The organism is Pontibacter fetidus (assembly GCF_010119545.1).
GTDB lineage: Bacteria > Bacteroidota > Bacteroidia > Cytophagales > Hymenobacteraceae > Pontibacter > Pontibacter fetidus.
Genome location: NZ_JAAEAA010000031.1, coordinates 13,176 through 37,290 on the forward strand (window position 1 = coordinate 13,176; position 24,115 = coordinate 37,290).

At 46.8% G+C, this 24,115-nt stretch carries 19 protein-coding genes; 9 read left to right on the forward strand and 10 right to left on the reverse strand.

The features are described 5' to 3' along the window. Window position 1: 1 nt before the first annotated feature. Entirely contained in the window at window positions 2–874 is an 873-nt protein-coding gene (locus GWO68_RS16900) for an SDR family oxidoreductase (RefSeq protein WP_162347656.1), read from the forward strand. Window positions 875–957: 83 nt separating this feature from the next. On the opposite strand, the gene GWO68_RS16905 is transcribed toward GWO68_RS16900, so the two are convergent. Continuing rightward, window positions 958–2,886, reverse strand: a complete 1,929-nt coding sequence (locus tag GWO68_RS16905) for a hypothetical protein (RefSeq protein ID WP_162347657.1) — start codon at window positions 2,884–2,886, stop codon at window positions 958–960. 354 nt (window positions 2,887–3,240) lie between these two features. Between GWO68_RS16905 and GWO68_RS16910 the strand changes: the two genes are divergently transcribed. Beyond that, on the forward strand, window positions 3,241–3,432 hold the full coding sequence (locus tag GWO68_RS16910) for a cold-shock protein (protein WP_162347658.1): 192 nt from the start codon (window positions 3,241–3,243) through the stop codon (window positions 3,430–3,432). 70 nt (window positions 3,433–3,502) lie between these two features. Here GWO68_RS16910 and GWO68_RS16915 read toward each other — a convergent pair whose 3' ends face one another. The 3 genes from GWO68_RS16915 to ricT all read right to left on the reverse strand — a co-directional run bounded on the left by GWO68_RS16915 (window position 3,503) and on the right by ricT (window position 6,712). After that, window positions 3,503–4,591: an endonuclease/exonuclease/phosphatase family protein gene (locus GWO68_RS16915; RefSeq protein ID WP_162347659.1), complete on the reverse strand. Its 1,089-nt coding sequence runs from the start codon at window positions 4,589–4,591 to the stop codon at window positions 3,503–3,505. Between the two features lie 170 nt (window positions 4,592–4,761). Further along, the gene (locus GWO68_RS16920) at window positions 4,762–5,232 is read right to left on the reverse strand and encodes a gliding motility lipoprotein GldH (RefSeq protein WP_162347660.1); all 471 of its coding nucleotides are present in this window, start codon (window positions 5,230–5,232) and stop codon (window positions 4,762–4,764) included. Further along, the gene (gene ricT / locus GWO68_RS16925) at window positions 5,225–6,712 is read right to left on the reverse strand and encodes a PSP1 domain-containing protein (RefSeq protein WP_162347673.1); all 1,488 of its coding nucleotides are present in this window, start codon (window positions 6,710–6,712) and stop codon (window positions 5,225–5,227) included. The genes GWO68_RS16920 and ricT overlap by 8 nt, the downstream gene beginning before the upstream one ends. A 339-nt stretch (window positions 6,713–7,051) precedes the next feature. Here ricT and GWO68_RS16930 point away from each other — a divergent pair, with 339 nt between their 5' ends. After that, window positions 7,052–8,470 carry an oligosaccharide flippase family protein gene (locus GWO68_RS16930; protein ID WP_162347661.1) on the forward strand — a complete coding sequence of 473 codons (1,419 nt, stop codon included), beginning with the start codon at window positions 7,052–7,054 and terminating at the stop codon, window positions 8,468–8,470. A gap of 974 nt (window positions 8,471–9,444) precedes the next feature. Further along, complete coding sequence (locus tag GWO68_RS16935) at window positions 9,445–9,771, forward strand: DMT family transporter (RefSeq protein WP_162347662.1); 327 nt, start codon at window positions 9,445–9,447, stop codon at window positions 9,769–9,771. A gap of 1 nt (window position 9,772) precedes the next feature. On the opposite strand, the gene GWO68_RS16940 is transcribed toward GWO68_RS16935, so the two are convergent. The 5 genes from GWO68_RS16940 to rsfS form a co-directional block, all read right to left on the reverse strand. Then, window positions 9,773–10,591, reverse strand: coding sequence for a hypothetical protein (locus tag GWO68_RS16940; protein WP_202923797.1), 819 nt, complete (start codon window positions 10,589–10,591; stop codon window positions 9,773–9,775). Then, the gene (locus GWO68_RS16945; RefSeq protein WP_162347663.1) at window positions 10,581–11,351 is read right to left on the reverse strand and encodes a UDP-2,3-diacylglucosamine diphosphatase; all 771 of its coding nucleotides are present in this window, start codon (window positions 11,349–11,351) and stop codon (window positions 10,581–10,583) included. Before GWO68_RS16945 ends, GWO68_RS16940 begins: the two co-directional genes overlap by 11 nt. After that, window positions 11,335–11,985, reverse strand: a complete 651-nt coding sequence (locus GWO68_RS16950) for a LutC/YkgG family protein (RefSeq protein WP_162347664.1) — start codon at window positions 11,983–11,985, stop codon at window positions 11,335–11,337. Before GWO68_RS16950 ends, GWO68_RS16945 begins: the two co-directional genes overlap by 17 nt. 16 nt (window positions 11,986–12,001) lie before the next feature. Continuing rightward, window positions 12,002–14,137, reverse strand: coding sequence for an ATP-dependent zinc metalloprotease FtsH (gene ftsH / locus GWO68_RS16955; protein ID WP_162347665.1), 2,136 nt, complete (start codon window positions 14,135–14,137; stop codon window positions 12,002–12,004). A gap of 65 nt (window positions 14,138–14,202) precedes the next feature. Next, on the reverse strand, window positions 14,203–14,577 hold the full coding sequence (gene rsfS, locus GWO68_RS16960; RefSeq protein WP_162347666.1) for a ribosome silencing factor: 375 nt from the start codon (window positions 14,575–14,577) through the stop codon (window positions 14,203–14,205). A 49-nt stretch (window positions 14,578–14,626) separates the two neighbouring features. Here rsfS and GWO68_RS16965 point away from each other — a divergent pair, with 49 nt between their 5' ends. After that, window positions 14,627–15,376, forward strand: a complete 750-nt coding sequence (locus GWO68_RS16965; protein ID WP_162347667.1) for a biotin--[acetyl-CoA-carboxylase] ligase — start codon at window positions 14,627–14,629, stop codon at window positions 15,374–15,376. An 86-nt stretch (window positions 15,377–15,462) separates the two neighbouring features. Here GWO68_RS16965 and GWO68_RS16970 read toward each other — a convergent pair whose 3' ends face one another. Next, window positions 15,463–16,977 (reverse strand): T9SS type A sorting domain-containing protein, encoded by a 1,515-nt coding sequence (locus tag GWO68_RS16970; protein WP_162347668.1) that lies wholly within the window; start codon window positions 16,975–16,977, stop codon window positions 15,463–15,465. 494 nt (window positions 16,978–17,471) lie between these two features. Between GWO68_RS16970 and GWO68_RS17885 the strand changes: the two genes are divergently transcribed. From GWO68_RS17885 to rlmB, 4 genes are all read left to right on the forward strand, one after another. Further along, a complete protein-coding gene (locus GWO68_RS17885) occupies window positions 17,472–18,071 on the forward strand; it encodes a T9SS type A sorting domain-containing protein (RefSeq protein ID WP_235942115.1) in 600 nt (199 codons plus the stop codon). A 312-nt stretch (window positions 18,072–18,383) separates the two neighbouring features. Further along, window positions 18,384–21,338 (forward strand): glycosyltransferase family 117 protein, encoded by a 2,955-nt coding sequence (locus tag GWO68_RS16980; protein ID WP_162347669.1) that lies wholly within the window; start codon window positions 18,384–18,386, stop codon window positions 21,336–21,338. Window positions 21,339–21,423: 85 nt separating this feature from the next. Further along, the gene (locus GWO68_RS16985) at window positions 21,424–22,665 is read left to right on the forward strand and encodes a GWxTD domain-containing protein (protein ID WP_162347670.1); all 1,242 of its coding nucleotides are present in this window, start codon (window positions 21,424–21,426) and stop codon (window positions 22,663–22,665) included. Continuing rightward, entirely contained in the window at window positions 22,638–23,453 is an 816-nt protein-coding gene (gene rlmB, locus GWO68_RS16990) for a 23S rRNA (guanosine(2251)-2'-O)-methyltransferase RlmB (RefSeq protein ID WP_162347671.1), read from the forward strand. The genes GWO68_RS16985 and rlmB overlap by 28 nt, the downstream gene beginning before the upstream one ends. Window positions 23,454–24,115 lie beyond the last annotated feature (662 nt).

A 24,115-nucleotide genomic window follows, 5' to 3' on the forward strand; every position in this document is an offset into this window, starting at 1 on the left:
TATGCATCAGACAATACTCGTAACCGGGGCTACAGGCACGGTGGGCCGTGAGGTGGTAAAGCAACTTTCTATGCTGGATGGGATCAGGGTTAGGGCAGGCGTACATTCGCTTATCAAAGGTGAAAATCTGCGCCGCCTGCCGGGTGTGGAAGTAGTGGAAATGGAATTTACCGACCCCGAATCGTTGCACGCTGCCTTTACGCACGCCGATAAGGTTTTTATGGTAACCCCATTTGCACAGGACCAGACAGAGATGGCCCGGACATTGGTTGATGAAGCCAGGAAAGCAGGAGTAAAGCATATCGTAAAGCTATCAGCGCTTGGTGCGGGTGAGGAACCGGGCATACAACTGGGCCGCTGGCACCGCGAAATAGAGCGTTACATAGAGCAAAGCGGCATACCCTATACTTTTCTGCGGCCCGCCAGTTTTATGCAGAATTTTGATAACTATAACAGTGAAACTATAAAACAGGAAGGCAAGATCTATATGCCCTGCGGCGATGGGAAAGTATCTTATATTGATACCCGTGACATTGCCGCTGTTGCTGTAGAAGTGCTGACAGGTACCGGCCACGAAGGCCAGGTATACGACCTGACCGGCCCCGAAGCCTTATCCGTAGATGAAGTAGCTGATACCATAAGCCTAGTAACGGGAAAACCTGTATTGTTTGTAGATGTGCCCGAAGAGAATGCCAGAGCAGCCATGCAACAACAACACGTACCCGACTGGATGGCCGATGCCTTGCTGGAATTATACAGCGTGCACCGCGCAGGTTACTCCAGTGGGGTAACCAGTAGGGTAGAGGAGCTTACCGGCCGCAAGCCACATAGTTTCAGGCAATTTGTGAAAGAGCATAAAGACTGTTTTGTTTAGCCTTTCAATGCTCTTGTAAGCACCATAAAAAAGCCACTCCCATGCAGGAGTGGCTTTTTCTATAGTTGATAATTCAATACAGATTAATACTCAGATTCCGGGTTACGGTAACGGTCGCTGCGGCGTGTCTCATAACGATCACTGTCGTGCTCCTGGCTACGGCGGCCCTGCTGGCTGCCTGAACCATATCCGCCATAATTCTCGCGCGAGCTGGAACCACGGTTATCGCTGTAGTAAGAGGTACTGCTGCCCATGTTACCATAACGGCTTTGGTCACCGCTGCGTCCTTCCTGGTCATAACCGCCCTGGCTGCTTCGTCCCTGAGACGAGGAACCATAACCACCCTGGCTTGAGCTGCCAGAACCATAGCCATAACCACCGCTTATGCCGCGGCTATAGTTGCTGTCTCCGTAGCCTCCCTGGCTGCTATAGTTGCCCTGCGAACCACGACCTGACGAAGAACCATAATTGCCTTGTCTGTCCCAGTCGCTTTGCGAGGTGCCACGTCCTGATGAAGAACCATAACCACCCTGGCCATAATCGCTGCCCTGTGAGCCATAGCGTGATGAAGAACGGTACTCGTCGTTATACGAGCCGCCTCTAGAGCCATAACCACCTTGTGAGCCATAACCGCCCTGCATAGAGCTCTGTGAGTCCCAGCCTCTTTGCGAGCCGCGGTCATCTCTATCGTATTCGCTCATGCCTCTTGATGAACCATAGCCCATAGAACCGTAACGGTCTGAATCTCTGCCTTGGCTGCTGCTGCCATAGTTGCCCTGAGATGATGAACCATAGTTGCCTTGTGAGCTACGGCCTGACGAAGAACCATAATTGCCTTGTCTGTCCCAGTCGCTTTGTGAGGTGCCACGTCCTGATGAAGAACCATAGTCTGAACTATAGTTGCCTTGTGATGAGCCATAACCGCCCTGGCTGTTTCGGCCCTGAGATGAAGAACCATAACCACTCATACCTGAAGAGCTTTGGCTTCCATAATTACTCTGAGAACCTCTATCAGATGATCCGTAACCGCTATGGCCACCAAAACCACCCTGCGATGAGGAGCCATAGTTAGCACGGCTCTCGCCACGAGTTGCATTGTAGCTACCCATACCGCCCTGGTCGTTCATTACGCCATAGCCGCCCTGCTCGTCGCCTTCTCTGTCTGAGTAGCCGCCCTGCATGCCACTATAGCTGCCGTAACTGCCCTGCGAGTAAGTGTCCTGGTTTCTGACACGGTTACCTTCCATGCCGCCCTGGTTGCCATAGTTATAGCCACCCTGGCTACCCCAGTTCTCAGACTGGCGCTGGTTGCCTTGCGATGATGAACCATAACTGCCCTGGCCGCCATAGTTGCCCTGCTGCGAACTGCCACGCTGCTGCGAGCCATAGTCGCCCTGGTAACCATAGCCGCTCTGGCCGCCATAGTTGCTGTGCTGCGAACCATATCCATAACCACCCTGCGAGCCGTAACCCTGCTGGCCCTGTGAACCATAGTTACCCTGTCCGCCATAGTTGCCTTGCGATGATGATCCGAAGTCGCCCTCGTAACCATACTGGCCACCCTGCTGCGACATAGAACCATAGTTGCCCTGCTGTTCTGAACTTCCGGTACTCATAGAGCCATAACCGCCCATTGATTCTGAAGACTGGCCTGAGCCGCTTTTAGAACCTGATGTGGAAGTTTTGCCTGATTTAGAAGTAGTGGCAGAAGTTTTGGCTTTTGAGGTAGTGCCGGTCTTGGCTTTAGAAGATACAGAAGAAGTACCGCTGCCAGTTGTAGTTGACTTGTTACCCTTGCCTGATGTAGAAGAGGAAGAGCTTAAAGATGGAAGGCTGGAGCCTGATGAGCTTGTGCCTGATTTAGTACCTGAAGTTGATCTGGAAGTTGATCCTGAACTACCTGTACTGCTGTTCATTCCTGTATTGTTACCCATCGATGACGATGCGTCTGAAGATCCTGATGTGCTGCCCGACATGCTGCCGGAGCTTTGGTTTTTCTCGTTGTCTTTCATAGTTAAAATCTCCTGGATTTATATAGTTAAAAAAATAAGAGCGAAGTAAGCAATGCCAGGTAAATGTTATTATCCCGGCAACTGCTTTTGTTACACATTACACTTTAAAATAAACAGTGTTTACAGCTCATTTTAGTGTAACAGAACGATTTAGCTATACGAGGCTACGGTAACATTGTTATTGCTAACTATAAAAAGCAGGCATTTAAAATGTGTTTTAAGAAAGACACATTTACACGGAATAAGATAGTAGGAGAGACGCAGGGGAAAACTTTTTTGAAAATAATTTATGGCATTGGTGCATGTATTTGCCAGTGTTTGTTACCTTTACGCTAATTAATTAAATTCATTATCATGCAAACAGGTAAAGTAAAATTCTTTAACGTTTCTAAAGGTTTCGGATTCATCATCGCTGACGATACAAACCAGGAGATCTTCGTTCACCAGACAGGCCTTACTCACGAGATCCGTGAGAACGACCGTGTGTCTTATGAAGTTAAAGATGGCAAAAAAGGATTGAATGCTATTAACGTAGAGAGAATCTAAGTTATAAAATATAATCAGCCTTCGGGCTCATTCATCTATTTTAGCCCGCTCAGGAAACTGAGCGGGTTTTTTATTGCCCGTTCCTTTTTTCCTGGTTCAGTTCTTCACCTTTTTCCAGGCCTTCCTGTATCAGCTCGTTTGCCTCTTCGTGGTCTTCCGGTTTAGCAACAGGTACATCCTGTTCGTCTTTACGCTGCGGCTCATAGTTCAGGGTTATGCTTATCGGGAAGTGGTCGGAGCCAAATTTATCCAGGCGGCGCAGGCGCAATAACCTGAAAGCCGGGTCATAAAAAACATGGTCCAGGGGGTAACGGAAAAGCGGGATGTGTGCATTGTAGGTATTAAAGAAACCACGGCCTACGCGTGGGTCCAGCAAACCACTTATCTGCTTAAACAATTTTGTCGTTCTGGACCAGGCCACATCGTTCAGGTCGCCGGCAACCACCGACGGGATGCGTGTTTTCTTTACCATTTTGGCAACCAGTAACAGTTCTGCCTCGCGGGTTTCGGTATCCTTCATTAGCCGTGGTGGCTGTGGGTGTACGGTATACAGGTCAAACTTATCGCCACTTTCCAGCTCTACTACAGTATAAAAAGACGGGATCTCATCTTCCACCAAAAAGCGGATCTCACTGTTCGATAATTTCAGCCTGCTGAACAACATCATGCCATAGGTATTTTCGAGGGGCTTTTTTATGCTGTACGGGTAGCGCTTGTCAAATTCGTGACGAACACTTTCGTGCCATGCTTCATTAGGCTCGTTCATCACCAATATATCGGGGTGCTCTTTTAACACCAGTTTCATGAACTTTTTATGCTTTTTATTTACCATGCGCACATTGGCTATCATCATGGTAAATGTGTTGGTTGGCTTTTCCTTTTCGGAACGGAGCGCTTCGACCTTGGCTAAGGGCGTAAAATTAAAGATGTACCGTACCTGGTTAAGTATAGCAATGGCCCATAGTGCCAGCATAGCAATTTCAGGTAAGCTCCATCGGGCATACTTTAAACTATAAGCCAGTAAAACAGTGGTCAATATTATAGCGATGTGCAGCCTTGGGAAATCAAATACCCTTACCCACCACCACGGCACCTTCAGGAAAGGAAGAAATGAAAACAGGGTAAATGTACATCCAAGTATAATAAGGGTAAGCTCCATGGTGCTTTGTTAGGTTAGGGCTCTACAAGTAGATAAATGTGTTGAGTACGTCAAACATATAAATTACCTATACTACGCAGCAGGTACAATTTCGATTAAATGAAAAAAAGTAAGCCCCCTGTACAACACTATAGTTGCACAGGGGGCTTACTTTAAGGTACAGATCAGTATTATTTGGTAGCTACCCGAATACCAACAGCCTGTATATGTGGCAGCGGATCGCGGCGCATATACTGCGTTAATTTCAGTTTATACTTGCCCGCTTTCGGAAAACTAACATCCTTAAGTATAACCTGCTGCAGGTCAAACGTGTCAGACGATCCTTTACCTAAGGGCTTACCGGTTTTGGCATCCATCAGCAGTACTTCGTGCAGTTTTTTGGATAGCTGTTTCCCATCAGGCCCGGTAAGCTCGTGCTGTAAGTACAGGTTATAAAAATCGTACTCCAGGTTATAGCGCAGGTTTACAGACAGCTCATACTTCTTTGCCGGATCGGTAATTTCAAACTCAAAAACCGGAGCATTATCTATGGCCCAGTTGCTATCTGGCAGTTCTATGTTCTGCTCATAAACCCGAGCCGGATCGCAGGAAGACAGGAGCAACAACATAACTGCTGCCCAGCATATAAGTGCTTTATACATTGGTGTCTGGTTTATTCTGATCCGGTTTACGGTTTCTGAACGGTTTCCTGGACCGGTTCTTTTTGGGCTGTTGTGCAGGTTGGCCTTCTGCGTTGCCTTGCGGTGCTGCAGGTGCTGCAGGTGCTGCGTTAGCAGTTGGTCTGTTACCTCCTTCGCGCGGAGCTCTAGGCTCGCGGTTCTGGCGGTCACGGTTTTCGCGTTCGCCACGGCCTCCCTCACGGTCTCTGCGGTCACGGTTGCTACGCTCGCGGTTCTCAGCTTCAGGTCGGTTACCTTCACGTTGTTCTCTGTTTCCGCGGTCGCCACGTTCGCCACGCGGCTCCCGGTTTTCCTGGCCGCCTTCGCGGTTGCGGTTCCTGTTGTCAGGTCGTGGGTTACGGTTACGACGCTGTTCGCCTTCGCGCGGCTCCATTTCCGAACGTCTTTCTTTTACCTGTGCCGGAGCGGCTTCTGACACCGCTACATCACCAGCTTGCGGGTTTTTCTTTTTCTTCTTCTTTTTCTTTTTAGCCTTGTTATACTTGTCGTCCAGTCGTTCGAGGCTTCCTTCTACCTGAGCTACAAATTCATTCTGCTTCGGCTCTTCTTCTACAACTATAGTCAGCGACTCTACAGCTATACCTTTGGCGTTCTGCTCCAGTATTTCCTGCACGCGCTCCACCGGAACCGGGTACCAGTTATTGTCGCCTTTAAAGCCAAACCACATCATCTTTTTAAAGATATCTGTCTTCTGCAGGAAAGCGTCACCATTCTTTGTCTGAAGCGGGCGGTTTACAGTCGGGATATCCTTTAACGCCTCCATGTAGGTTTCCAGCTCGTAGTTCAGGCAGCACTTCAGGCGGCCACACTGCCCGGAAAGTTTACTTGGGTTAAGCGAAAGGTTCTGGTAACGCGCCGCTGTAGTTGATACGCTTTTAAAATCGGTGAGCCAGGTAGAGCAGCATAGTTCGCGGCCACATGAGCCGATACCACCCAGGCGGCCAGCTTCGTGGCGCAGGCTTATCTGGCGCATCTCAATACGTACCTTAAACTCCTCAGCAAGCTTTTTGATCAGGTCACGGAAGTCTACACGGTCATCGGCAGAGTAGTAGAATGTGGCTTTGCTTCGGTCGGCCTGGTACTCCACATCCGATAATTTCATGCGCAGGCTCAGCTGCTGAATTATCTCGCGGGAGCGGTACATGGCACCACCTTCCAGGTCACGGACTTCGTTAAATTTCTCCATGTCCTGCTCGGTAGCGATGCGGTAAATGCTGCGGATCTCTTCGTTGTTGTCCACTTTTTTCTTCAGCATCTGCAGGCGCACCAGCTCACCTTTCAGGGATACAAAACCAATGTGGTGGCCGTTTGGCACATCTACTACCACGGCATCGCCGGTGGTTAAATCTAATCTGTTAGTATTACGATAGAAGTCCTTTCGGCCTCCTTTAAATCTTATTTCTACAATGTCGAACTCCTCAAACGAAACAGGTATTTCCATATCGCTGAGCCAGTCGAACACATTTAAACGGTTACAGCCTCCTGTGCTGCACCCGCCGTTGCTTTTGCAGCCACCAACCACCTCTGTGCCATCAGCACTGGTTTTTTTGGTGCCGCATCCGCCACTGGAACATGAATTACAACCCACTTTGTGATCTCCTTATATAGCTATGTATTCTTGTTTTCTTAATTCGATAAGTAACAAATATACTAATTTTTTGTGCGAATGCTGTTGCATCCCGCTAAATGTACCGGCAATGGCCACACAAGCTCCCTGATAAGTGCTACAAAATTGTAAGCTGCATGCACAATGCTGAAATTTAAACTATAATTTTAAGCAATGCTTCGGAAATTACTGTCACATGCGGCAATTTATGGGTTGGCAGCGCAGGCTCCCAGGTTAGCGGGCGTAGTGGCGCTTCCGATCATTACGCGCTACCTTACTCCGGCAGATTATGGTGTGGCTGGTATTATTACAGCCTATATATCAGTGTTTACATTGCTGCAGAGTCTGGGGCTTTCGGTGGTGCTGGTAAACAGTTATGCCCGGCAACCAGAGCGCTATACCTGGATCTGGAGGCAAATAAATGGTTTTGTTACGCTGTGGTCGTTGGGGTATGGGTTGCTGGTGATGCTGGCCTTATACTTTCTAGTGCCCGCCGAAGGAGATGCCCACCGCCTGGAGGTGGCTTTGCTTTGCGGCTTGCCCATTATGCTGTTTACCATGACGGAGATGCAGAGTAATCTATATTTCCAGTTATCGCAGAAACCTTTGCCTATAGCGTTGCGCTCGTTTATAGTTGGCGTGTTAGGTGTCGGACTAAACATCTATACAATCGCTTACCTGCGAATGGGGTTTATTGGCTGGTTCTATGCGTATTTTATTTCTACAGCAGTCGGGTTTATACTTAACGGTTATAGTGTGTATGTGCAACAGCGGCTTTGGCCTATTTTTAATTTTAACTGGAGCCGTATAAAACATTCGTTACGTGTCTCGTTGCCGGTTATACCACATAACATGGCCACCTTTATGCTCGACACCTCTGACAGATTGGTGCTGGATGTTTTGCGGGTACCTGTACAACGGATAGGTTTATACAATGTAGCCGCTAGTTTTGGTACTTATTTTATGCTAGCATCCATGGCTATTACGCAGGCCGCATCGCCGTTTTACCTTACCTACCTGGCCCGCCAAAACGATAGAGAAGCTGCCTTGCAGGTACGGCGCCTGACATTTGTGTTGCTGGGGTTGTTCCTGTTCGCTACCTCGCTTGCCAGCCTCTGGATGCGGGAAATATTTGAGCTCCTGATAAAGAATAAGGCACTGCAGCAAGCATATCCACTGGCGATCATCATTTTGATGGGTTATAATTTCAGGCCAATGTATCTGGTTGTGGTAAATACGCTGACTTACCGCGAGCATACAAATAAACTATGGCGGATTTCGGTGGTGGCAGGTGTGGGCAACATACTGCTTAACTTTATACTTGTTCCGATCTTTGGTTACCAGGCGGCGGCTTATACCACGTTTGCAGCGCTAATGTATATGGGCTATGCCGGTTTTTATATGAATGCCTACAAAGCTTCGTCGTTGGTGCCATATTACCCTATAGCTTGGCTGGCTTTAACTGTGCTGTTACTTTTTGTAGTGTACGAACTGGCTACTGCGGCTATACTTACAAAGGTTATACTTACGCTGGTGGCAGGTATAGGCGCTATAGTTGCGGCTATAGTTTATCGTAAAAGTTTGCCCCTGTAAACCGGAGCTATAGTTCACCTTAAACCCCGTTTTACCTCACCCCAGCCCTCTCCTTTTAAAGAAGGGTTCTACCCCAAAACAGAAGAGGGGTTTAGGCTATTGCTTCTTATTTTGTCATCCTGTAAGGATCTTGTTGAAAGATGCATTAACCCTTCGCTATAACACACCCCTGCCCCTCTCAAGAGGGGAATTTCTGCTATTGCTATAATAAGCGTTATAGTTTCATAGTTGGCGTTAGTCATCCCCCTACCCCCTTCAAAGGGGCAGGGCCGTTAAGTTCTAGCAAATTCTCCCCTTGAGGGGAGCGCAGAGGGGTGTTTGCATTAGCGGGTGAATTTAAAACTGGCTAACAATTGGCATTTTGGCCCTGAATAACACCCCTATAATCCCCTCAAGGGGATAGTTCTCGGCAGAACTTAACGGCCCTGCCTTCAAAGGGGGACTTTTCGGCCTTTGCTATAGTTGTTTTTATAGTTCTATAGTTACAGTCCATCCACGGACAGGTCGCGACCTGTCCCTACGGAACTATAGCCACGAGAAAAGCTACAGAGCTATAACTTTACAACTATAGCTAAAGCAGCTACAATCGAAAGATCACAGTCTTTGGGTTGAGCGCCTCGAGAGGTTCCAGTGCCGTCAGGCATTGCGAGGAACGAGCAAAGGAAGCGAAAGCAGCGCGAAACGCAAAGACGAGGCCTCCCGGCCGTGAGGGCACCAAAGCCAACTATAAAACGATAGGTAAGTAAAGCTCCCAGGATAACAGGTAACTATGAAAGTATAGCTTGGTTCAACGAGCAACTGACATAAACTATCTCACCAGACGCTAGCTGGAACTGCCCACGCTGCTAGGTCTTACACCTGATTTTAATGACTAATGCGTATAATCCTCAACTATAAAACAAACATTTTACCCTCAATTTCCTTATCAGACCGACGCTAATTCTTTACCTTTACAGTAACTATAAAACAAAACTATGGCGTGGGTTTACCTTATTTTAGCTGGCATTTGTGAGATCGGCTGGGCTTTTGGACTGAAGTATAGCGAAGGCTTTACAAAACTGGGCGTAAGTATAGTTACTGTTGTGGTGATGATCCTGAGTTTTGTGTTGCTCTCGCAGGCCATGAAAGAATTACCGCTGGGTACCGCTTACGGCATCTGGACAGGAATAGGCGCTGCGGGTACAGCTATATTGGGTATTGTGTTCTTAAACGAGCCTCGCGATCTGATACGTATTCTTTGTATCCTCATGATTATTGCAGGAGTTGTTGGGCTTAAGATATTTTCAGGAGAAGCGAAATAACTTACCAACTATAAACGTCAGCAGTAGTGCGGGCGAACAAGTATAAACGGTTTTTGGTAACCAGCACCGACGTATAGTTCTTTTCTTTCGGGAAAGAAATGGTGCGTTCCTGTTGCTTGTAGAGGTCATAAAAATGCAGGTTGCCTTCCTTCACAAAGTATAGCTCGTTATCCAAAAACCCGATATAGGAAACACCCGTTATGGGCAATTTTTGTTTATAGTTGCCAAGGTTATCAAACACATAAACCCCGCTGTTATAGTCGAGTAAGTATACCAGGTTCTGGTATTCGCGCAGCATCCTGATGTCGAATTTGTTTCGGTCCAGCACCAGATTCAGAGGGGTTTCTATAGTTACTTTGCGCAGGCGTGTATCCAGTTTACTCAGCTTAAAATCCGTCTCATCAAATAACCAGAAGCTGTCATCAGAGGCAAGGGCAGCAGCTTTTACGGTGTTTTGTATCTCGAAATCAGCTAAGGATACGTTTACCAATGGCCTGAAAAACCTGTCGAGTAATAGCAGTTCCTGTCGGTCTTGGCTAAACAGCAGCACTTTCAGCGAGTTCCAGGCATCAACAGTAGTATTTCGGGCTAGGGTAGTTGGCGGCGAATAAAGCGTGATCTGTCTCCCAAGTGAATCAAGCTGTACGAGGTTTCGCCTGGAGTTCAGATAATAGACGGCACTGTTACGATCTGTGGAAATAGCCGTAGTAGAGCCCACTTCTATAGTTCGGATATACTTTGGCATGGGCTGTTGGGCAACCGACGACACTGCTGATAAAACCAGCAGGCAAAGTATAACTATAGCGGTATTAAGCTTCAAAATGCTCCAGGGTTAGGTTCGTGCCATCATAAACACCGTACGAGCAAAAATTGACCCATTCTCCCAGGTTCACATAGCGGCTTTCTTCCCCGATCGGTAAATCCAACGGCAGGTGGCGGTGTCCGAAGATATAGTAATCATGGTGCTTTTCAGCTTCTACTTCTTTACAGTAATGTACCAGCCACTCATCATCCCCCAGAAACTGTTCGTCTTTTTTTACATTACTGATACGGCTCTTGCGCGACCACATATTGGCTACACCTATTCCTAAATTAGGGTGAATGCGGGCAAAGGCCCACTGACAGGCTTTGTTGGCAAATACCTTTTTTATGAACTTATAAGTATGGTCGCCGGGGCCTAAGCCATCGCCGTGACCAATGTAAAACGTATGGCCGTTTATACTTGTCGAGATCGGGTGGCGAAGAACCGGTATATTTAGTTCTGTCGGAAAATAATCAAACATCCACATATCATGGTTCCCCGTGAAAAAAAGTACAGGTATACCAGAGTCGGTTATCTCGGCCAGTTTGCCCTGTAACCTGATAAAACCTTTGGGTATAGTATGGCGGTACTCAAACCAGAAATCGAAAATGTCACCTAACAGAAGTATAGCTGCCGCGTCGTGCTTTACCTGGTCCAGCCAGCGCACGATCTTCATTTCGCGGGCCCTGCTGGAGGCAGCATCGGGCACACCTAAATGGAAATCAGACGCAAAGTATACTTTCTTACCGGGTGCTAATTGATCAATGCGGAAGGTCATCTATCAGGAAAAGTACAAGCTGCTTAGGGCCGTGTGCACCCATTACCAGCGTTTTTTCAATATCGGCAGTGCGGCTTGGGCCACTTACCAGACTTACCATAGATGGCAGGTTTTCTTTATACTTGTTGCGTAGGTGCTGCAGACCGTCTTTAATATCCGGCACAAGCTGGCTGGCTTTAGCCACTACCATATGTACTTCCGGGTAAACGCTCAGGCGTCTGCCGCCAGCATTAGCGGAGCTCACCAGTATACTTCCGGTACGCGTAATAAGGGCTTCGCAGGTTGTAAGACTGGCTTCGGCTTTCGCTATAAAATCCTGCTCATTATCTGTAAAGCCTATACCAGCATAATGTAATGCCTTTTGTAGGTTGGTCTCCCAAACATACAGATGCTCTACTTTCTGCTCCTGCTTAAACTTGTATAATTGGTCGAAGAAGTCTTCTTCTGTTTCGCAGTAGAAAAAAGCGCCGCTGTTCTTTAAAAAGTTCTCCACAAAAATCACCGAAAGGTCATCGGTGTTGGCGTGGTGCAGGGGCGAGGTGAAATCGGGGGTAGGAGGCAGAAAAGGCGCTGGCTTAGCCAGCGCCTCTCTCACTCTTCTTAAAACTATTTCTTTTGTTTTAGCTTCGTACATGCCTGTTGTTATGTTATCAAGCTATTCTGGAATTGATATTATCTTCCTGTTCAGCAGTAGAGTGGCCGTTGCCGTTATTTAGCGGAGCTCCATTCACTTCACCTTCCTGTTTTGCAACATTGGTTGTGTCGTCAAACTCAACAGGGTGTTCCTGCTCTACTTCGCTCTTGGTCTGGCTACGGTCGGTGCCGGCAGTGTGTGCCTGGTACGTAGTAAGTGTCTCAAACGGACGCGGACCAACCAAACGCTCTAGGTCGCTCTGGAACAGGATCTCTTTCTCTAGCAGTTCTTGAGCAATTATCTCCAGCTTATCGCGCTTCTCAGTCAGCAACTGTATGGTACGCTGGTAAGCAGAGTCAATGATCGCACGCACTTCGTTGTCTATAGTTTCGGCAGTAGCTTCTGAGTATGGCTTGTTAAAGGTCATATCAGACTGCTTCGAGTCGTAGAACGACACATTACCGATCTTAGAATTCATACCATACATGGTTACAATGCTGTAAGCCATTTTCGTGATACGCTCCAGGTCGCTCAGGGCACCAGTTGATATTTTACCGAATACGATCTCTTCCGCAGCACGGCCACCAAGAGCCATACACATCTCATCAATTAACTGCTCGGTTGTATAAAGGAATTGCTCTTTTGGCAAATACTGGGCATAACCCAACGCAGCTACACCACGCGGAACTATACTTACTTTTACCAATGGATCAGTGTGCTCCAGGAACCAGCCTGCAATAGCGTGGCCAGCTTCGTGGTAAGCAACAATCTTTTTCTCCTGCGGAGAAATGATCTTGTTCTTCTTCTCCAGACCACCAATTACACGGTCTACAGCATCGTTAAAATCCTGTAGTTCTACCGACTTTTTGTTACGACGTGCAGCTATCAGCGCAGCTTCGTTACAAACGTTGGCGATCTCGGCACCGGCAAAACCTGGTGTTTGAGCAGCCAGCTTACGTGCATCTACATCAGGGGCAAGTGTAAGCGGCTTTAAGTGTACATTAAATATCTCGGTACGACCATTGATATCCGGCTTATCTATACTTACCTGGCGGTCGAAACGGCCCGGGCGAAGTAAAGCTGAATCCAAGGTATCAGGGCGGTTGGTAGCGGCAAGTATAATTACACCTGAGTCAGTTGCAAAACCATCCATCTCCACAAGTAGGGAGTTTAGTGTATTTTCACGTTCATCATTACCACCTGGTACCTGGCCACGGCTTCTATGGCGACCGATCGCATCGATCTCATCTATAAAGATGATACACGGTGCTTTTGCTTTAGCTTGTTTGAACAGGTCGCGGACACGGGCAGCACCTACACCTACGAACATTTCCACAAAGTCGGAGCCGGAAAGCGAGAAGAACGGTACATCGGCTTCGCCGGCAACAGCTTTCGCCAATAAGGTCTTACCAGTACCCGGAGGGCCTACCAGCAATGCACCTTTCGGTATTTTACCACCGAGCACTGTAAACTTGGAAGGGTTCTTCAGGAACTCAACGATCTCCTGTACTTCTTCTTTTGCTTCTTCAAGGCCGGCCACATCCTTAAACGTGATCTTAACCTTGTTCTCCGCATCAAACAGCGCAGCTTTAGATTTACCGATGTTGAAGATCTGGCCACCAGAGCCACCCGCTGTAACGCGGCGCATCAGGAACCAGAAACCAAACAGTAATAATATCAGGAAGCCCCAGGTTGCAAAGAAGTCCATAAAGCCGGTGCGCTCTTCCGGGTATACCGGCACACGCTGCTCACGCGGTACATCTTTCTGAAGCTCTGCCATATCCTCGTTAAAGATTTCCGGGGAAATGATCTGGAAATGATACTGCGGGCCTTTGTCTACTGTTAGCGAGCCTCTGTCTGAAAGCTCCTGCTTATACTTGTCGTTTTCAAGGGCTTCTTCTTTCAGGTATACTTCTACCGTTTTGTTGTTAACTATAGCCAGCTTGTTTACATCGCCGCTCAGCAGCATTTCCTCAAACTCCTGTTGCGAAGTCTCTACCGAAGAATTGCTTCTGTTAAGATAGGTCAGGCCAAAGATCACCAGTATAAGAACAGCCAGCATCCACAACTGCATGGTAGGGCGCGGCGGTGTGGTCGGGATCAGCGGCTTCTTCTTTTTGTTGTTAGTGTTTTTATTATTTTTTTCTGCCATGATTTAAGTATCAGATGTCTGAGAAACACCGGCCTGTGCAAAATGTTTTAACAAGCCGGGGGTAGTTAAACAGTTTCTACGTGCTTGATGCCTGCATCGCCCCAAAGCTCCTCTAGTGCATAGAACTCACGCTTATCTTTCAGGAAAACGTGCGCTACCACATCTACATAGTCCAGCAGCACCCACTCTTTGTTGGTGCGGCCTTCGCTCTGCCACGGATTTTGCTTTGTAGCTTTGTAAACTTCTTCTTCTATTGCGTTGGCAATGGCGTCGAGTTGGGTATCAGAATTTGCGGATGCTATGATAAAGTAGTCTGAAACGGCATTCTTAAGTGATTTAAGGTTCATTACGACGATATCGGCAGCCTTTTTCTCCTGCATGCCTTTTACTACCAGTTCTGCCAATATGTCTGAATTAGCCTCAATCTTACTATCTTTCATTTGTGCTGATTAAATTTGAACTACAAAAATATTAAATTTTGCCATAATTATGTTGCCTAATACGCTGTTTGTTGGCCAGCAGCTATACTATCTGCCGGTTTGTGAATCTACTAACTCAGAGGCCCAACAGCTTCTTATCAAAAATAAAGCCACAGAAGGCTGCACCGTGCTAACATCGGAACAAACTAACGGGCGCGGGCAGCGGGGCAATACCTGGGAGGCTGAACCCGGTAAAAACATTACGCTTTCGGTTATTCTGTCACCTGTTTTTCTTCCTGTCAGGCAGCAATTTTACCTGAACATGGCGGTGTCGCTGGCTGTGCTGGACCTGCTGCACGCATACGGCGCAACCGATGCACAGGTTAAGTGGCCTAACGACCTGTATATTAAAGATAAAAAACTGGGCGGTATCCTGATAGAGAATACCATAAATAGCTCTTCTTTACAACACAGTATCGTCGGTATTGGTTTAAATATAAATCAAGTCAGTTTTGGTGTAGATACCGCTACTTCATTAGCTGCTCTAACCGGTACAACTATAGATTTGGAAGAAGTTACCTGCCGGTTGCTTGAACTGCTCGAGAAACGCTACATGGAACTGCGTAGTGTACGGCATGCTAAATTAAAATACGAATACCTGCAGGCCCTTTACCGCTACCAGGAAACACACCGGTTTATAGTTGATGGCAAACGCACCGAAGGCTGTATAGTTGGTATAGACGAAGAAGGCCGACTGGGTGTTGAACTGGACGGTGAACTACGCTTTCTTGGATTCAAGGAGATTGCCTTCGTTATCTGAAGCCAACTATAGTTTACAGGGCATATAAAAAGGGAAGAACTATAGTTTCTCCCCTTTTTGCTATACTTTGGCTTTAGCCTCGTACTTTACTGGATAATCAGTTTTTGCGTCTGTTTATCAGTGCCCTGTACCAGGTTAACCACATACATGCCTTTTGGTAAGCCCAGTTCCTGTAACTGTACTTTCAGTTGGCGGGTACCTGCTGCCACCTGGTGTACATACATCTGGCGACCGCTCATATCTACAATCTGTAATATACCTCCATTAACATCGGCGCCAGTACCTGCCACCGAAACAGTAACTATGCTGCCAAGTGCCGGGTTAGGGTAGACAGCCAGTTTTCCGCCGCCCGGTAAGGCTTTAAGTCTCACTGAAACTATTTTGCTGTAACTGGTAGTGCCGTCAAAATCAATCTGGCGAAGACGGTAATGGAACGTGCCGGTGTTGCTTACATAGTCGGTATAGTCATAGTTCTGTTTAATGCTGGTTGTGCCGGCACCGGCTACTTCCCCGATCTTGCTAAAAGTTTTGCCATCCTGGCTGCGCTCAACTTCGAAACGGTCGTTATCTTTTTCTGATGCTGTTTCCCACTCCAGGTCTATGCCGCTTTGTGTTGCTTTGCCTTTAAACGATAGCAGCTCAACTGGTAGTGGTGTAATGTCGCCATCTTCGGAGCAGGTTATGGTGTTAAAGCCGGTAACTATAAGCTCAGAGCCAGCAGCCAGCGTTAGTGTAAAGTTCTCTTCAGGGTTAAATGTAGCAGTAGGTACCGAGAACAGGAAATAGTCGGTAGCACCTGCTGCATAACCATTGGTGTTCTGTGCTGCAAAGGTCAGGATGCCATCCTGGTAAGTTGCTTTATACTTGTAGTTGGCGCTGTATGAGGCACCGTTGTTATTGCTTTCAACGGTTACGCCTTCGGGTGCGCCTGGTATTTCTATAGTTATGGTTTCAGCATTCGCTTGCAGGTTGTTCTGGATCATAAAGCCCAAAGAAGTAGTTCCGTCGCCGTTGTTGGTAGCTCCCATAAAACCGAACACAGCCTGGCCAAGGTCAACTCTGCAATCGGGCATCGGGCGCTGCGATGGTGCTGAGGCCAGCGGGGCACAAACTCTGTGATTAAATTCTACATTGCTGGCAGCTGCACCGGCAACTCTGGCCTGTACTTTTATCGAACTAAGTGCATTATAGTCTTTAACAGAAATCGGGTACTCAAAAGTATAGCTTGCTCCATTGCTGATATTTGTTTTTTGTTTTGCTGTAAATTGTATGGCGTTGTAGGCAGTAACTATTTTGCCGTCTTTTCCTTTTTTGCCGTCTTCTACATTAAAGTCTGGCTGCGAGGCAAAGTAGCTGGATGGCTCGTCGGCTTCGGAGCCTTCGGGTAACTGAAAAGCGACATATTCCAGTGGGGAGCTACAGTTTACTGTTACTGTGTAGGATAAGATGTAAGTATCTTCGTCGTGCTGCTTGGCACCGTTTAGGGAGAAGTTAAGGCAACCGTCTGTAATGCTGCATTCGGATGGTTGCTGACCTTGCTGCGCCATTGCCGTTTGCAATGCCACCAAGATCATGATGAAAGAAAAAATATAGGATTTCATGTAGATCTATTTCATAAGGGTAATCTAAGATAAATTTAATATTTGCTCTAACGGGGCAGTGTTTGGGTAGTTGCACTATAATCTATAGTTATAACTATAGTACAATCATGTTCTTTATATAGTATTATATAAAAGGCTATTTTTGAAGTGTATTAAGCTATTTATATATAGTTGCCTAACTATGAAGGAGTGATAAAATGTAATTATAGGATGTGTTTTTAATTGTATTGTTTGTGTTGGTGTTATTGAAATAATGCTATTTATTTAATGATTGGCCTGTACGATAGTTATAGTTGAGATATAGTACTTAAGTAAATCGGTTGAAGCGCTGGAAGGAACAGGCATTGTTTTTGTCTTAAGTATAGCAAGCCTACAAGTGGGGCTGTTTTTGAAATGTATTCACCAGATTTTTAGATATAAAATTTATATATTCAAGCAATTACACTATATTTGATTTTCTGGTGCAAGTATAACTTACTAACCAAAGTGCCCTTATGAAGACTTTTACTAAATTATTATTTATAACTACACTGGTAAGCTCGCACTTGCTGGGCTTAACGGCCGTGGCTGAGAGCGCTAACCTGGAAGTAGGCGTAGCCCCTGCATATAAAGGCGGTGCAACAGTCTGGAAACTGAAACAGGAGAAAAAAGATGGAGTTGCTTTATCGGCTTACAACGCACGACCTGTGTTTGTAACTTCTGACGCAGACCATACCTGCTCTCAAATTTATGCAGCTGCCGTAGCGCCCTCTTTCCACGTGGAAGTACCGAAGGCAGAGAAAAGCCTGTATGCCTCTGTTGTGATGGCATCGTTTATGCCGGGCCGCGACATTAAGTCTATGCCTTCTATTAACGCATATCCAAACCCATCTAAAGGCTATACCCGCTTAACGCTTACCCAGTCTGGCGGCGATAACTATAAGATCAGAATATCGAACACTATAGGCCGCGTAATATTTACAAAGAACCTGGCTGCTACAGAGGCAAAAGAGATAACCCTGGATATGAGTCCGTATCCGTCTGGCGTATATTTCTATAGTTTGCTGGTAAACGATAAGACCGTAGAAACCAAGCGACTGATTCTTCAGAAGTAATTAAAAAACAACGATATACTATAAAAAGCCGGCCCATGGTCGGCTTTTTACATGTAAAGCTAATTAAGTTTAGGAGGTAAAGAGTTAGAGAGTTAATGAAGTTAGAAGGTTATAAAGTTTGAAAGTTAGAAAGTTAAAGGGTTATGGAGTTATAAGAAGTGCAGAAAGGCAATACCTTGCATCTTGTGTGATACGAAGTATAAATCCTGTTCATTCTTTCTAATCCTGTAAATCCTGATTCAGACAATTCAACAATTATATCTAACACGTCACATATTTTAGTATTTTCGGGGCGCAATCCTAAAAATTACCATGACAGACTATCGAAAGATAAATAACATTGTAGGCTGGGTCGTATTCTTTATCGCGACTATAGTTTATGTGCTAACGCTGGAGCCAACTGCCAGCTTCTGGGATGCCGGTGAGTTTATCGCCTGCTCTTACAAATTACTGGTGCCACACCCTCCGGGCGCGCCTTTTTACCTGCTGGTAGGCCGTATGTTCTCCATGATGGCCGGCGACCCATCGCAGGTGGCGTGGTGGGTTAACCTGCTTTCAGCGCTGTGTAGTTCTTTCACGGTGCTGTTCCTTTTCTGGACGATCACCATATTTGCTAAAAAACTCCTGATAAAAGAAGGCGAAGCCCCGACTACCGGTAACATAATGCTGGTAATGGGTGCCGGTGCTGTAGGTGCTTTGGCCTATACTTTTTCTGATTCTGCGTGGTTCTCGGCTGTAGAGGCTGAAGTTTATGCCATGTCGTCGTTCTTTACCGCTATCGTTTTTTGGGCTATGCTGCGCTGGGAAGCTAAAGTGGGCGAAGCACATTCTGATAAGTGGCTGGTACTGATCGCCTACCTGGTAGGTCTGTCTATCGGTGCTCACTTGCTTAACCTGGTAACTATACCTGCGCTTGCCTTTATTTATTACTATCGTTTATACAAACCAACGTTAACAGGCGGCATCATTGCTTTTGCTATTAGTGCGGTTATAGTGGTGGCTATACTTTGGGGTGTTATACCTGGGCTGCCATCTATAGCAGGTAAAGTAGAGGTGTTTTTTGTGAACTCATTGGGCATGCCGTTTGGCTCTGGCCTTATTTTATTCGTGATACTGGTAGTAGCTGCTATTGCTTATGGTATCCGTTACTCCATCAAACACAACAAGCGTGTGCTTAATACCGCGCTGCTAAGTTTGGTGTTTGTGCTGATCGGCTATTCTTCATACATGATCATTCCGATACGCTCATCTTACGACCCAACTATAGATGAGAACGACCCGGATGATATTATGAGCGTGGTATCATACCTGAAGCGTGAGCAATACGGCGACAGACCGTTGCTTTACGGGCCACAATACAATGCCCAGCCAATTGGCCAGGAAGAAGGCGAGATGCGCTATGTAAAAGGTAAAGACAAGTACCTGGAAGCAGGCCGTAAGATTGAACCTGTTTACGATAGTAAAGACCTGACGCTGTTGCCACGTATTTACAGCGATGCGCCGCAGCATATAGATGAGTATAAAAAGTGGATAAACCTGCGCGAAGGCCAGATGCCGACATTTGGGCAAAACCTAAGCTTTATGTTTAACTACCAGCTGGGCCACATGTACTGGCGTTACTTTTTATGGAATTTTGTAGGCCGCGAAAGCGATGTGCAGAATGCCGGTGTGGTATGGTTTAGCGGCGATGAACCTGGCTTGCCAGAACAGGTAGCCAATAGCAAAGCCCGTAACAACTTTCTGGCACTGCCGCTTATCATAGGTATACTTGGCCTGATATGGCAGGTACGCAAAGATGAAAAGAATGCCTTTATAGTTGGTCTGCTGTTTATTTTTACCGGTCTGGCTATTGCTTTATACCTGAACCAGCCCCCAACCGAACCACGCGAACGTGACTATACATTTGCCGGCTCTTACTATGCTTTCAGTATCTGGATAGGGCTTGGTGTTATCGGGCTGGCTGGTTTGCTGGAAAAAGTGCTGCGCAGTGATAGCGCCCGTGCTGCCGTGGCAACTATAGTTTGCTTACTGGTACCGGGCATTATGGCTGCCGAAGGCTGGGACGACCACGATCGTTCGCAGCGCTATCAGTCCGTAGACTCAGCTAAAAACCTGCTGGATTCTGTTGCGCCAAATGGTATACTATTTACAAATGGCGATAACGACACATTTCCGCTATGGTATGCCCAGGAAGTTGAAGGTTACCGTACCGATGTGCGTGTGGCTGTACTTAGCTACCTGAACACCGACTGGTATGTAGAGCAAATGATGCGCCCATCCTACAAATCCGCACCGTGGCCATTAACTTTAGGTATCGAAAACTATAGACAAGGCACAAACGATTACCTGCCGTACGACGAAAAGCCACAGGTAGCTGCCGGTATAGATTTAAAGCAGTTCATCGACCTTGTAAAGCAAAACCACCCGGCCCTGCAGGCAACGTATGGTGGCGGTACTACCCTGATGACCTTCCCGACCAAAACCTTTGTTTTAAATGTGGATAAGGCGAAAGTAGACCAGATGAACTTTATACCTGCCGAGAAAGAAGGTGAGATTGTTGACCAGATGAAGTGGGTGATAAACAAAGGCATGCTGGAGAAAAAACACCTGGTGATGCTAGACCTGCTGGCTACTAACAACTGGGAGCGTCCGGTATACTTCTCTACAACCGTTAACACCGCCGACTTTATTGGCTTGTCAGAATACTTCCAACTGGATGGTTTGGCATACCGTGTAGTGCCTGTGAAAACCCAGGGCGGCGATATGCCAGGTTATCTTAACAAGGAGGTAATGTATAAAAACCTGATGAAGGAGTTCGAGTTCCGTAATTTTGATGATCCAAGCATTTTTTACGACGAGAACTACTACCGCTTTACAGCGAATGCCCGTGATAAATTTGGTAAACTGGCTGCAGCTTACCTGGCTGACGGCAACAAAGCCCGCGCGAAAGAACTGGTTGACTACTGCTTTAAAGTAATGCCGCTGGAAACAGTACCTTACGACTACTATACGCCACAGTTCATCAGTATTTATGCTGGTTTAGGCGAAGAGCAAAAGGCGAAAGAATTGCTGGATGCCATGGCTAAAAAATCGACGGGCGCGCTTAATTATTACTTGGCAAAAGGAGCCTTGTTTGATATGGAAATACAGACAAACCTGTTTGTGATGCAGCAACTGGTAATGGCCGCCCAGGAGCTAGGTATGAAAGAACGTGCCGCCGAGTTAGAGCAGCAATTTACGCAGTACCTGCAGGCCATGCGCCGTTAAACAAAAAGCAACATAATACAGTAAAAATAGGCCGGGCTGATACGTTAGCCCGGCCTATTTTTTTATACCTTTCAATGTATCAGGTATGGCTCGTATAGCGGTTATTTATAGTTTACTTTTAGTAAGTATGGCCGCTTCGTGTGGGCGTGTACCGGAAACAGGTCAGCAAACTATAGCTACATCACCTAAACGGGACGCTGCTCCTGCCGACCGCGAAGTAACCATGCACTATACCTGGCGCGCCACCCCCGACAGCCTTCATCTTTACCTGCTTTTTTCTGATGTAAGCCGCCTCGCCGAATTGCAACGTACCGCTACCAGCTTATCTTACGTTGTGGCAGGTCAAAACAATACCGTGCTGCTGAAAGATACCGTACAGGTTGTAAAGCCCTCACAGCCCGGTGAGGAGGATGGAATTTTGCTTGACATCAGCATTCCGACAAGTGTGGTATCTGACGCAAATACGCTGCAGCTAAAACTGTGGCAAAAGTTTGCCGGCGAAGCTACCATGCACACTACCTTTAAACTTCAGCTTCAGGGCGCTATGCTGGATAAAACACAGGTTGTTTCCGGGGCTTCTTCTAAAAAGCCGCTTATCCGCAACTATAGCATTACTTCTGATACGTTGGTGCTGGATGGCATTGATACTACAAGCAGCATGCAGGTTTATTATTTTAATGCTCATTTTGCTCCGGCCCTGCCACCTATGTCTACCCGCAAAGAAGCTATAGCACCCACCCTTAAACCGCTCGATTCCTTAACTATAGTTGCTAACCAAGTTTTTGTGCTGGAAAAGGAGGGCTTGTACTTGTTATGGGCAGACAAGCCTTATGCCAGCGGGCTATTGGTTAAAAACTGGTATTACCCCAAAGTAACCATGGCCAAGGAAATGCTGGAGCCGCTTATCTACCTGACCACATCTACCGAACGCGAAAGATTATTACAGGCTAAAGAACCTAAAAAAGCAGTTGATGATTTCTGGTTAAGTGTGGCAGGGGAGAAGCACCTGGCGCGCGAACTGATTCGGACCTATTATGGCCGAGTAGAGCATGCTAATAAGCTTTATACGTCGCACAAACCTGGTTGGGCTACCGACCGTGGTATGATCTACCTGGTATACGGACCACCAAGCGACATCAGTAAAGTAGGTAATACAGAGACCTGGATTTACCGCGAATCGGAGATGCACCCCTACACCAAGTTCGTTTTTACGAAAAAACGGAATAACTTTACCGAAAATCATTATGAGCTGATACGGCATCGTGAGTACGAAGAAAGCTGGTACAGCGCAGTTGCAAAATGGAGAGCAGGAATAACAGATATGTGAGCGGTGGCAGCTACGGCAGGCCAAGAGCTCCGAAAGAAGATAAATTGGAAATGATATTCGGCTCCCGCCCGATATTAGAAGCCATGCTGGCGGGCAAAGTACTGGAAAAGATATTTCTGCTGCGCGGCGCCAAAAGTACAACGACCGACGAGATTATATCCGAAGCCAAGAAACTGGATGTGCCTGTAGTTACCGTACCGGTTGAAAAGCTGAATAACCTGACCCGTAAAAATCACCAGGGAGCAGTTGCTTTCATTTCACCGATCAGGTACATGCCTTTGGATGAAATCGTAACCTCACTGTTCGAGAAAGGCAAAGACCCGTTGTTGCTTATACTTGACCGCGTTACCGATGTACGTAACTTTGGCTCTATTGCCCGAAATGCGGAATGTATGGGTGTGGATGCGATTGTGATACCAAGCCGTGGCGGTGCCCAGATAAATGCAGATGCCATGAAAACATCAGCAGGTGCGCTTAACCTGGTACCCGTGTGCCGCGAGCCAAACCTGAAGGAAACAATCGATTACCTGAAAGATTACGGTGTACAGATTGTAGCCTGTACTGAAAAAACAGAAGATAACCTGACAGACGGTAAAGTAGAAATGGTTGGCCCGACTGCTATACTGATGGGTAGTGAAGAGGACGGCATCTCTCCGGAATACCTAAAGCGCGCCGATGCCAGAGTGCGTATCCCGCTAATGGGACAAATTAGTTCCCTTAATGTATCTGTGGCTACTGGTATCATTCTTTACGAAGCTATGAGTCAGCGTTTGCGTGAGGCTAAATAGATTTAAAGTGATATGCTATACTTCAGGCTGCTTTAAAAAAGCAGCCTGATTTGTTTTATGCCTTATAGTTGCCGACCTAGTAGCGTGCGTAGCTCCTGCTAGCGTCTTTTTACAATTTTGTCATTTCGGCGCAAGGAGAAATCTGTTTAAGCTTATAGTTGCAGTCTATACTTCCTTTCTCCAAGCTATCCTTTCAAACAATCTGTATTCCTGAAAGCTTTACTCACCTATAGTTCTATAGTTGGCTTTACTCCCTCACGGCCGGGAGGCCCCGGCTTCGGGCATCGCGCTGCTGCTTTCTTGCTATCCTCGTGCCTCGGATTGCCTATCGGCACCGCAACAAGTCAAAGGCGCTCAACCCAAAGACTGATATCTTTCTGCTAAGTACCGCACTAACTATAGATTAAACCGATAAGCTTCGTCTGTTATCATGGCTGTAGTTCCGTAGGGACAGGTCGCGACCTGTCCTGTTCGTGGTTTGTAGCTATAAAGCTATACTTACAACTATAGTAGAAGTAGAAAGTCCCCCTTTGAAGGCAGGGCCGTTAAGTTCTGCCGAGAACTATCCCTTTGAGGTGATTATAGGGGTGTTATTCAGGACCAAAAAGCCTATTGTTAGCCAGTTTTAAATTCACCCGCTAATACAAACACCCCTCTGCGCT

Bases quoted from the DNA above. Each gene is read 5' to 3' on its own strand.
- GWO68_RS16900 (WP_162347656.1), top strand. From the start codon at position 2: ATGCATCAGACAATACTCGTAACCGGGGCTACAGGCACGGTGGGCCGT.
- GWO68_RS16905 (WP_162347657.1), bottom strand. From the start codon at position 2,886: ATGAAAGACAACGAGAAAAACCAAAGCTCCGGCAGCATGTCGGGCAGC.
- GWO68_RS16910 (WP_162347658.1), top strand. From the start codon at position 3,241: ATGCAAACAGGTAAAGTAAAATTCTTTAACGTTTCTAAAGGTTTCGGA.
- GWO68_RS16915 (WP_162347659.1), bottom strand. From the start codon at position 4,591: ATGGAGCTTACCCTTATTATACTTGGATGTACATTTACCCTGTTTTCA.
- GWO68_RS16920 (WP_162347660.1), bottom strand. From the start codon at position 5,232: ATGTATAAAGCACTTATATGCTGGGCAGCAGTTATGTTGTTGCTCCTG.
- ricT (WP_162347673.1), bottom strand. From the start codon at position 6,712: ATGGAAATACCTGTTTCGTTTGAGGAGTTCGACATTGTAGAAATAAGA.
- GWO68_RS16930 (WP_162347661.1), top strand. From the start codon at position 7,052: ATGCTTCGGAAATTACTGTCACATGCGGCAATTTATGGGTTGGCAGCG.
- GWO68_RS16935 (WP_162347662.1), top strand. From the start codon at position 9,445: ATGGCGTGGGTTTACCTTATTTTAGCTGGCATTTGTGAGATCGGCTGG.
- GWO68_RS16945 (WP_162347663.1), bottom strand. From the start codon at position 11,351: ATGACCTTCCGCATTGATCAATTAGCACCCGGTAAGAAAGTATACTTT.
- GWO68_RS16950 (WP_162347664.1), bottom strand. From the start codon at position 11,985: ATGTACGAAGCTAAAACAAAAGAAATAGTTTTAAGAAGAGTGAGAGAG.
- ftsH (WP_162347665.1), bottom strand. From the start codon at position 14,137: ATGGCAGAAAAAAATAATAAAAACACTAACAACAAAAAGAAGAAGCCG.
- rsfS (WP_162347666.1), bottom strand. From the start codon at position 14,577: ATGAAAGATAGTAAGATTGAGGCTAATTCAGACATATTGGCAGAACTG.
- GWO68_RS16965 (WP_162347667.1), top strand. From the start codon at position 14,627: ATGTTGCCTAATACGCTGTTTGTTGGCCAGCAGCTATACTATCTGCCG.
- GWO68_RS16970 (WP_162347668.1), bottom strand. From the start codon at position 16,977: ATGAAATCCTATATTTTTTCTTTCATCATGATCTTGGTGGCATTGCAA.
- GWO68_RS17885 (WP_235942115.1), top strand. From the start codon at position 17,472: ATGAAGACTTTTACTAAATTATTATTTATAACTACACTGGTAAGCTCG.
- GWO68_RS16980 (WP_162347669.1), top strand. From the start codon at position 18,384: ATGACAGACTATCGAAAGATAAATAACATTGTAGGCTGGGTCGTATTC.
- GWO68_RS16985 (WP_162347670.1), top strand. From the start codon at position 21,424: ATGGCTCGTATAGCGGTTATTTATAGTTTACTTTTAGTAAGTATGGCC.
- rlmB (WP_162347671.1), top strand. From the start codon at position 22,638: ATGGAGAGCAGGAATAACAGATATGTGAGCGGTGGCAGCTACGGCAGG.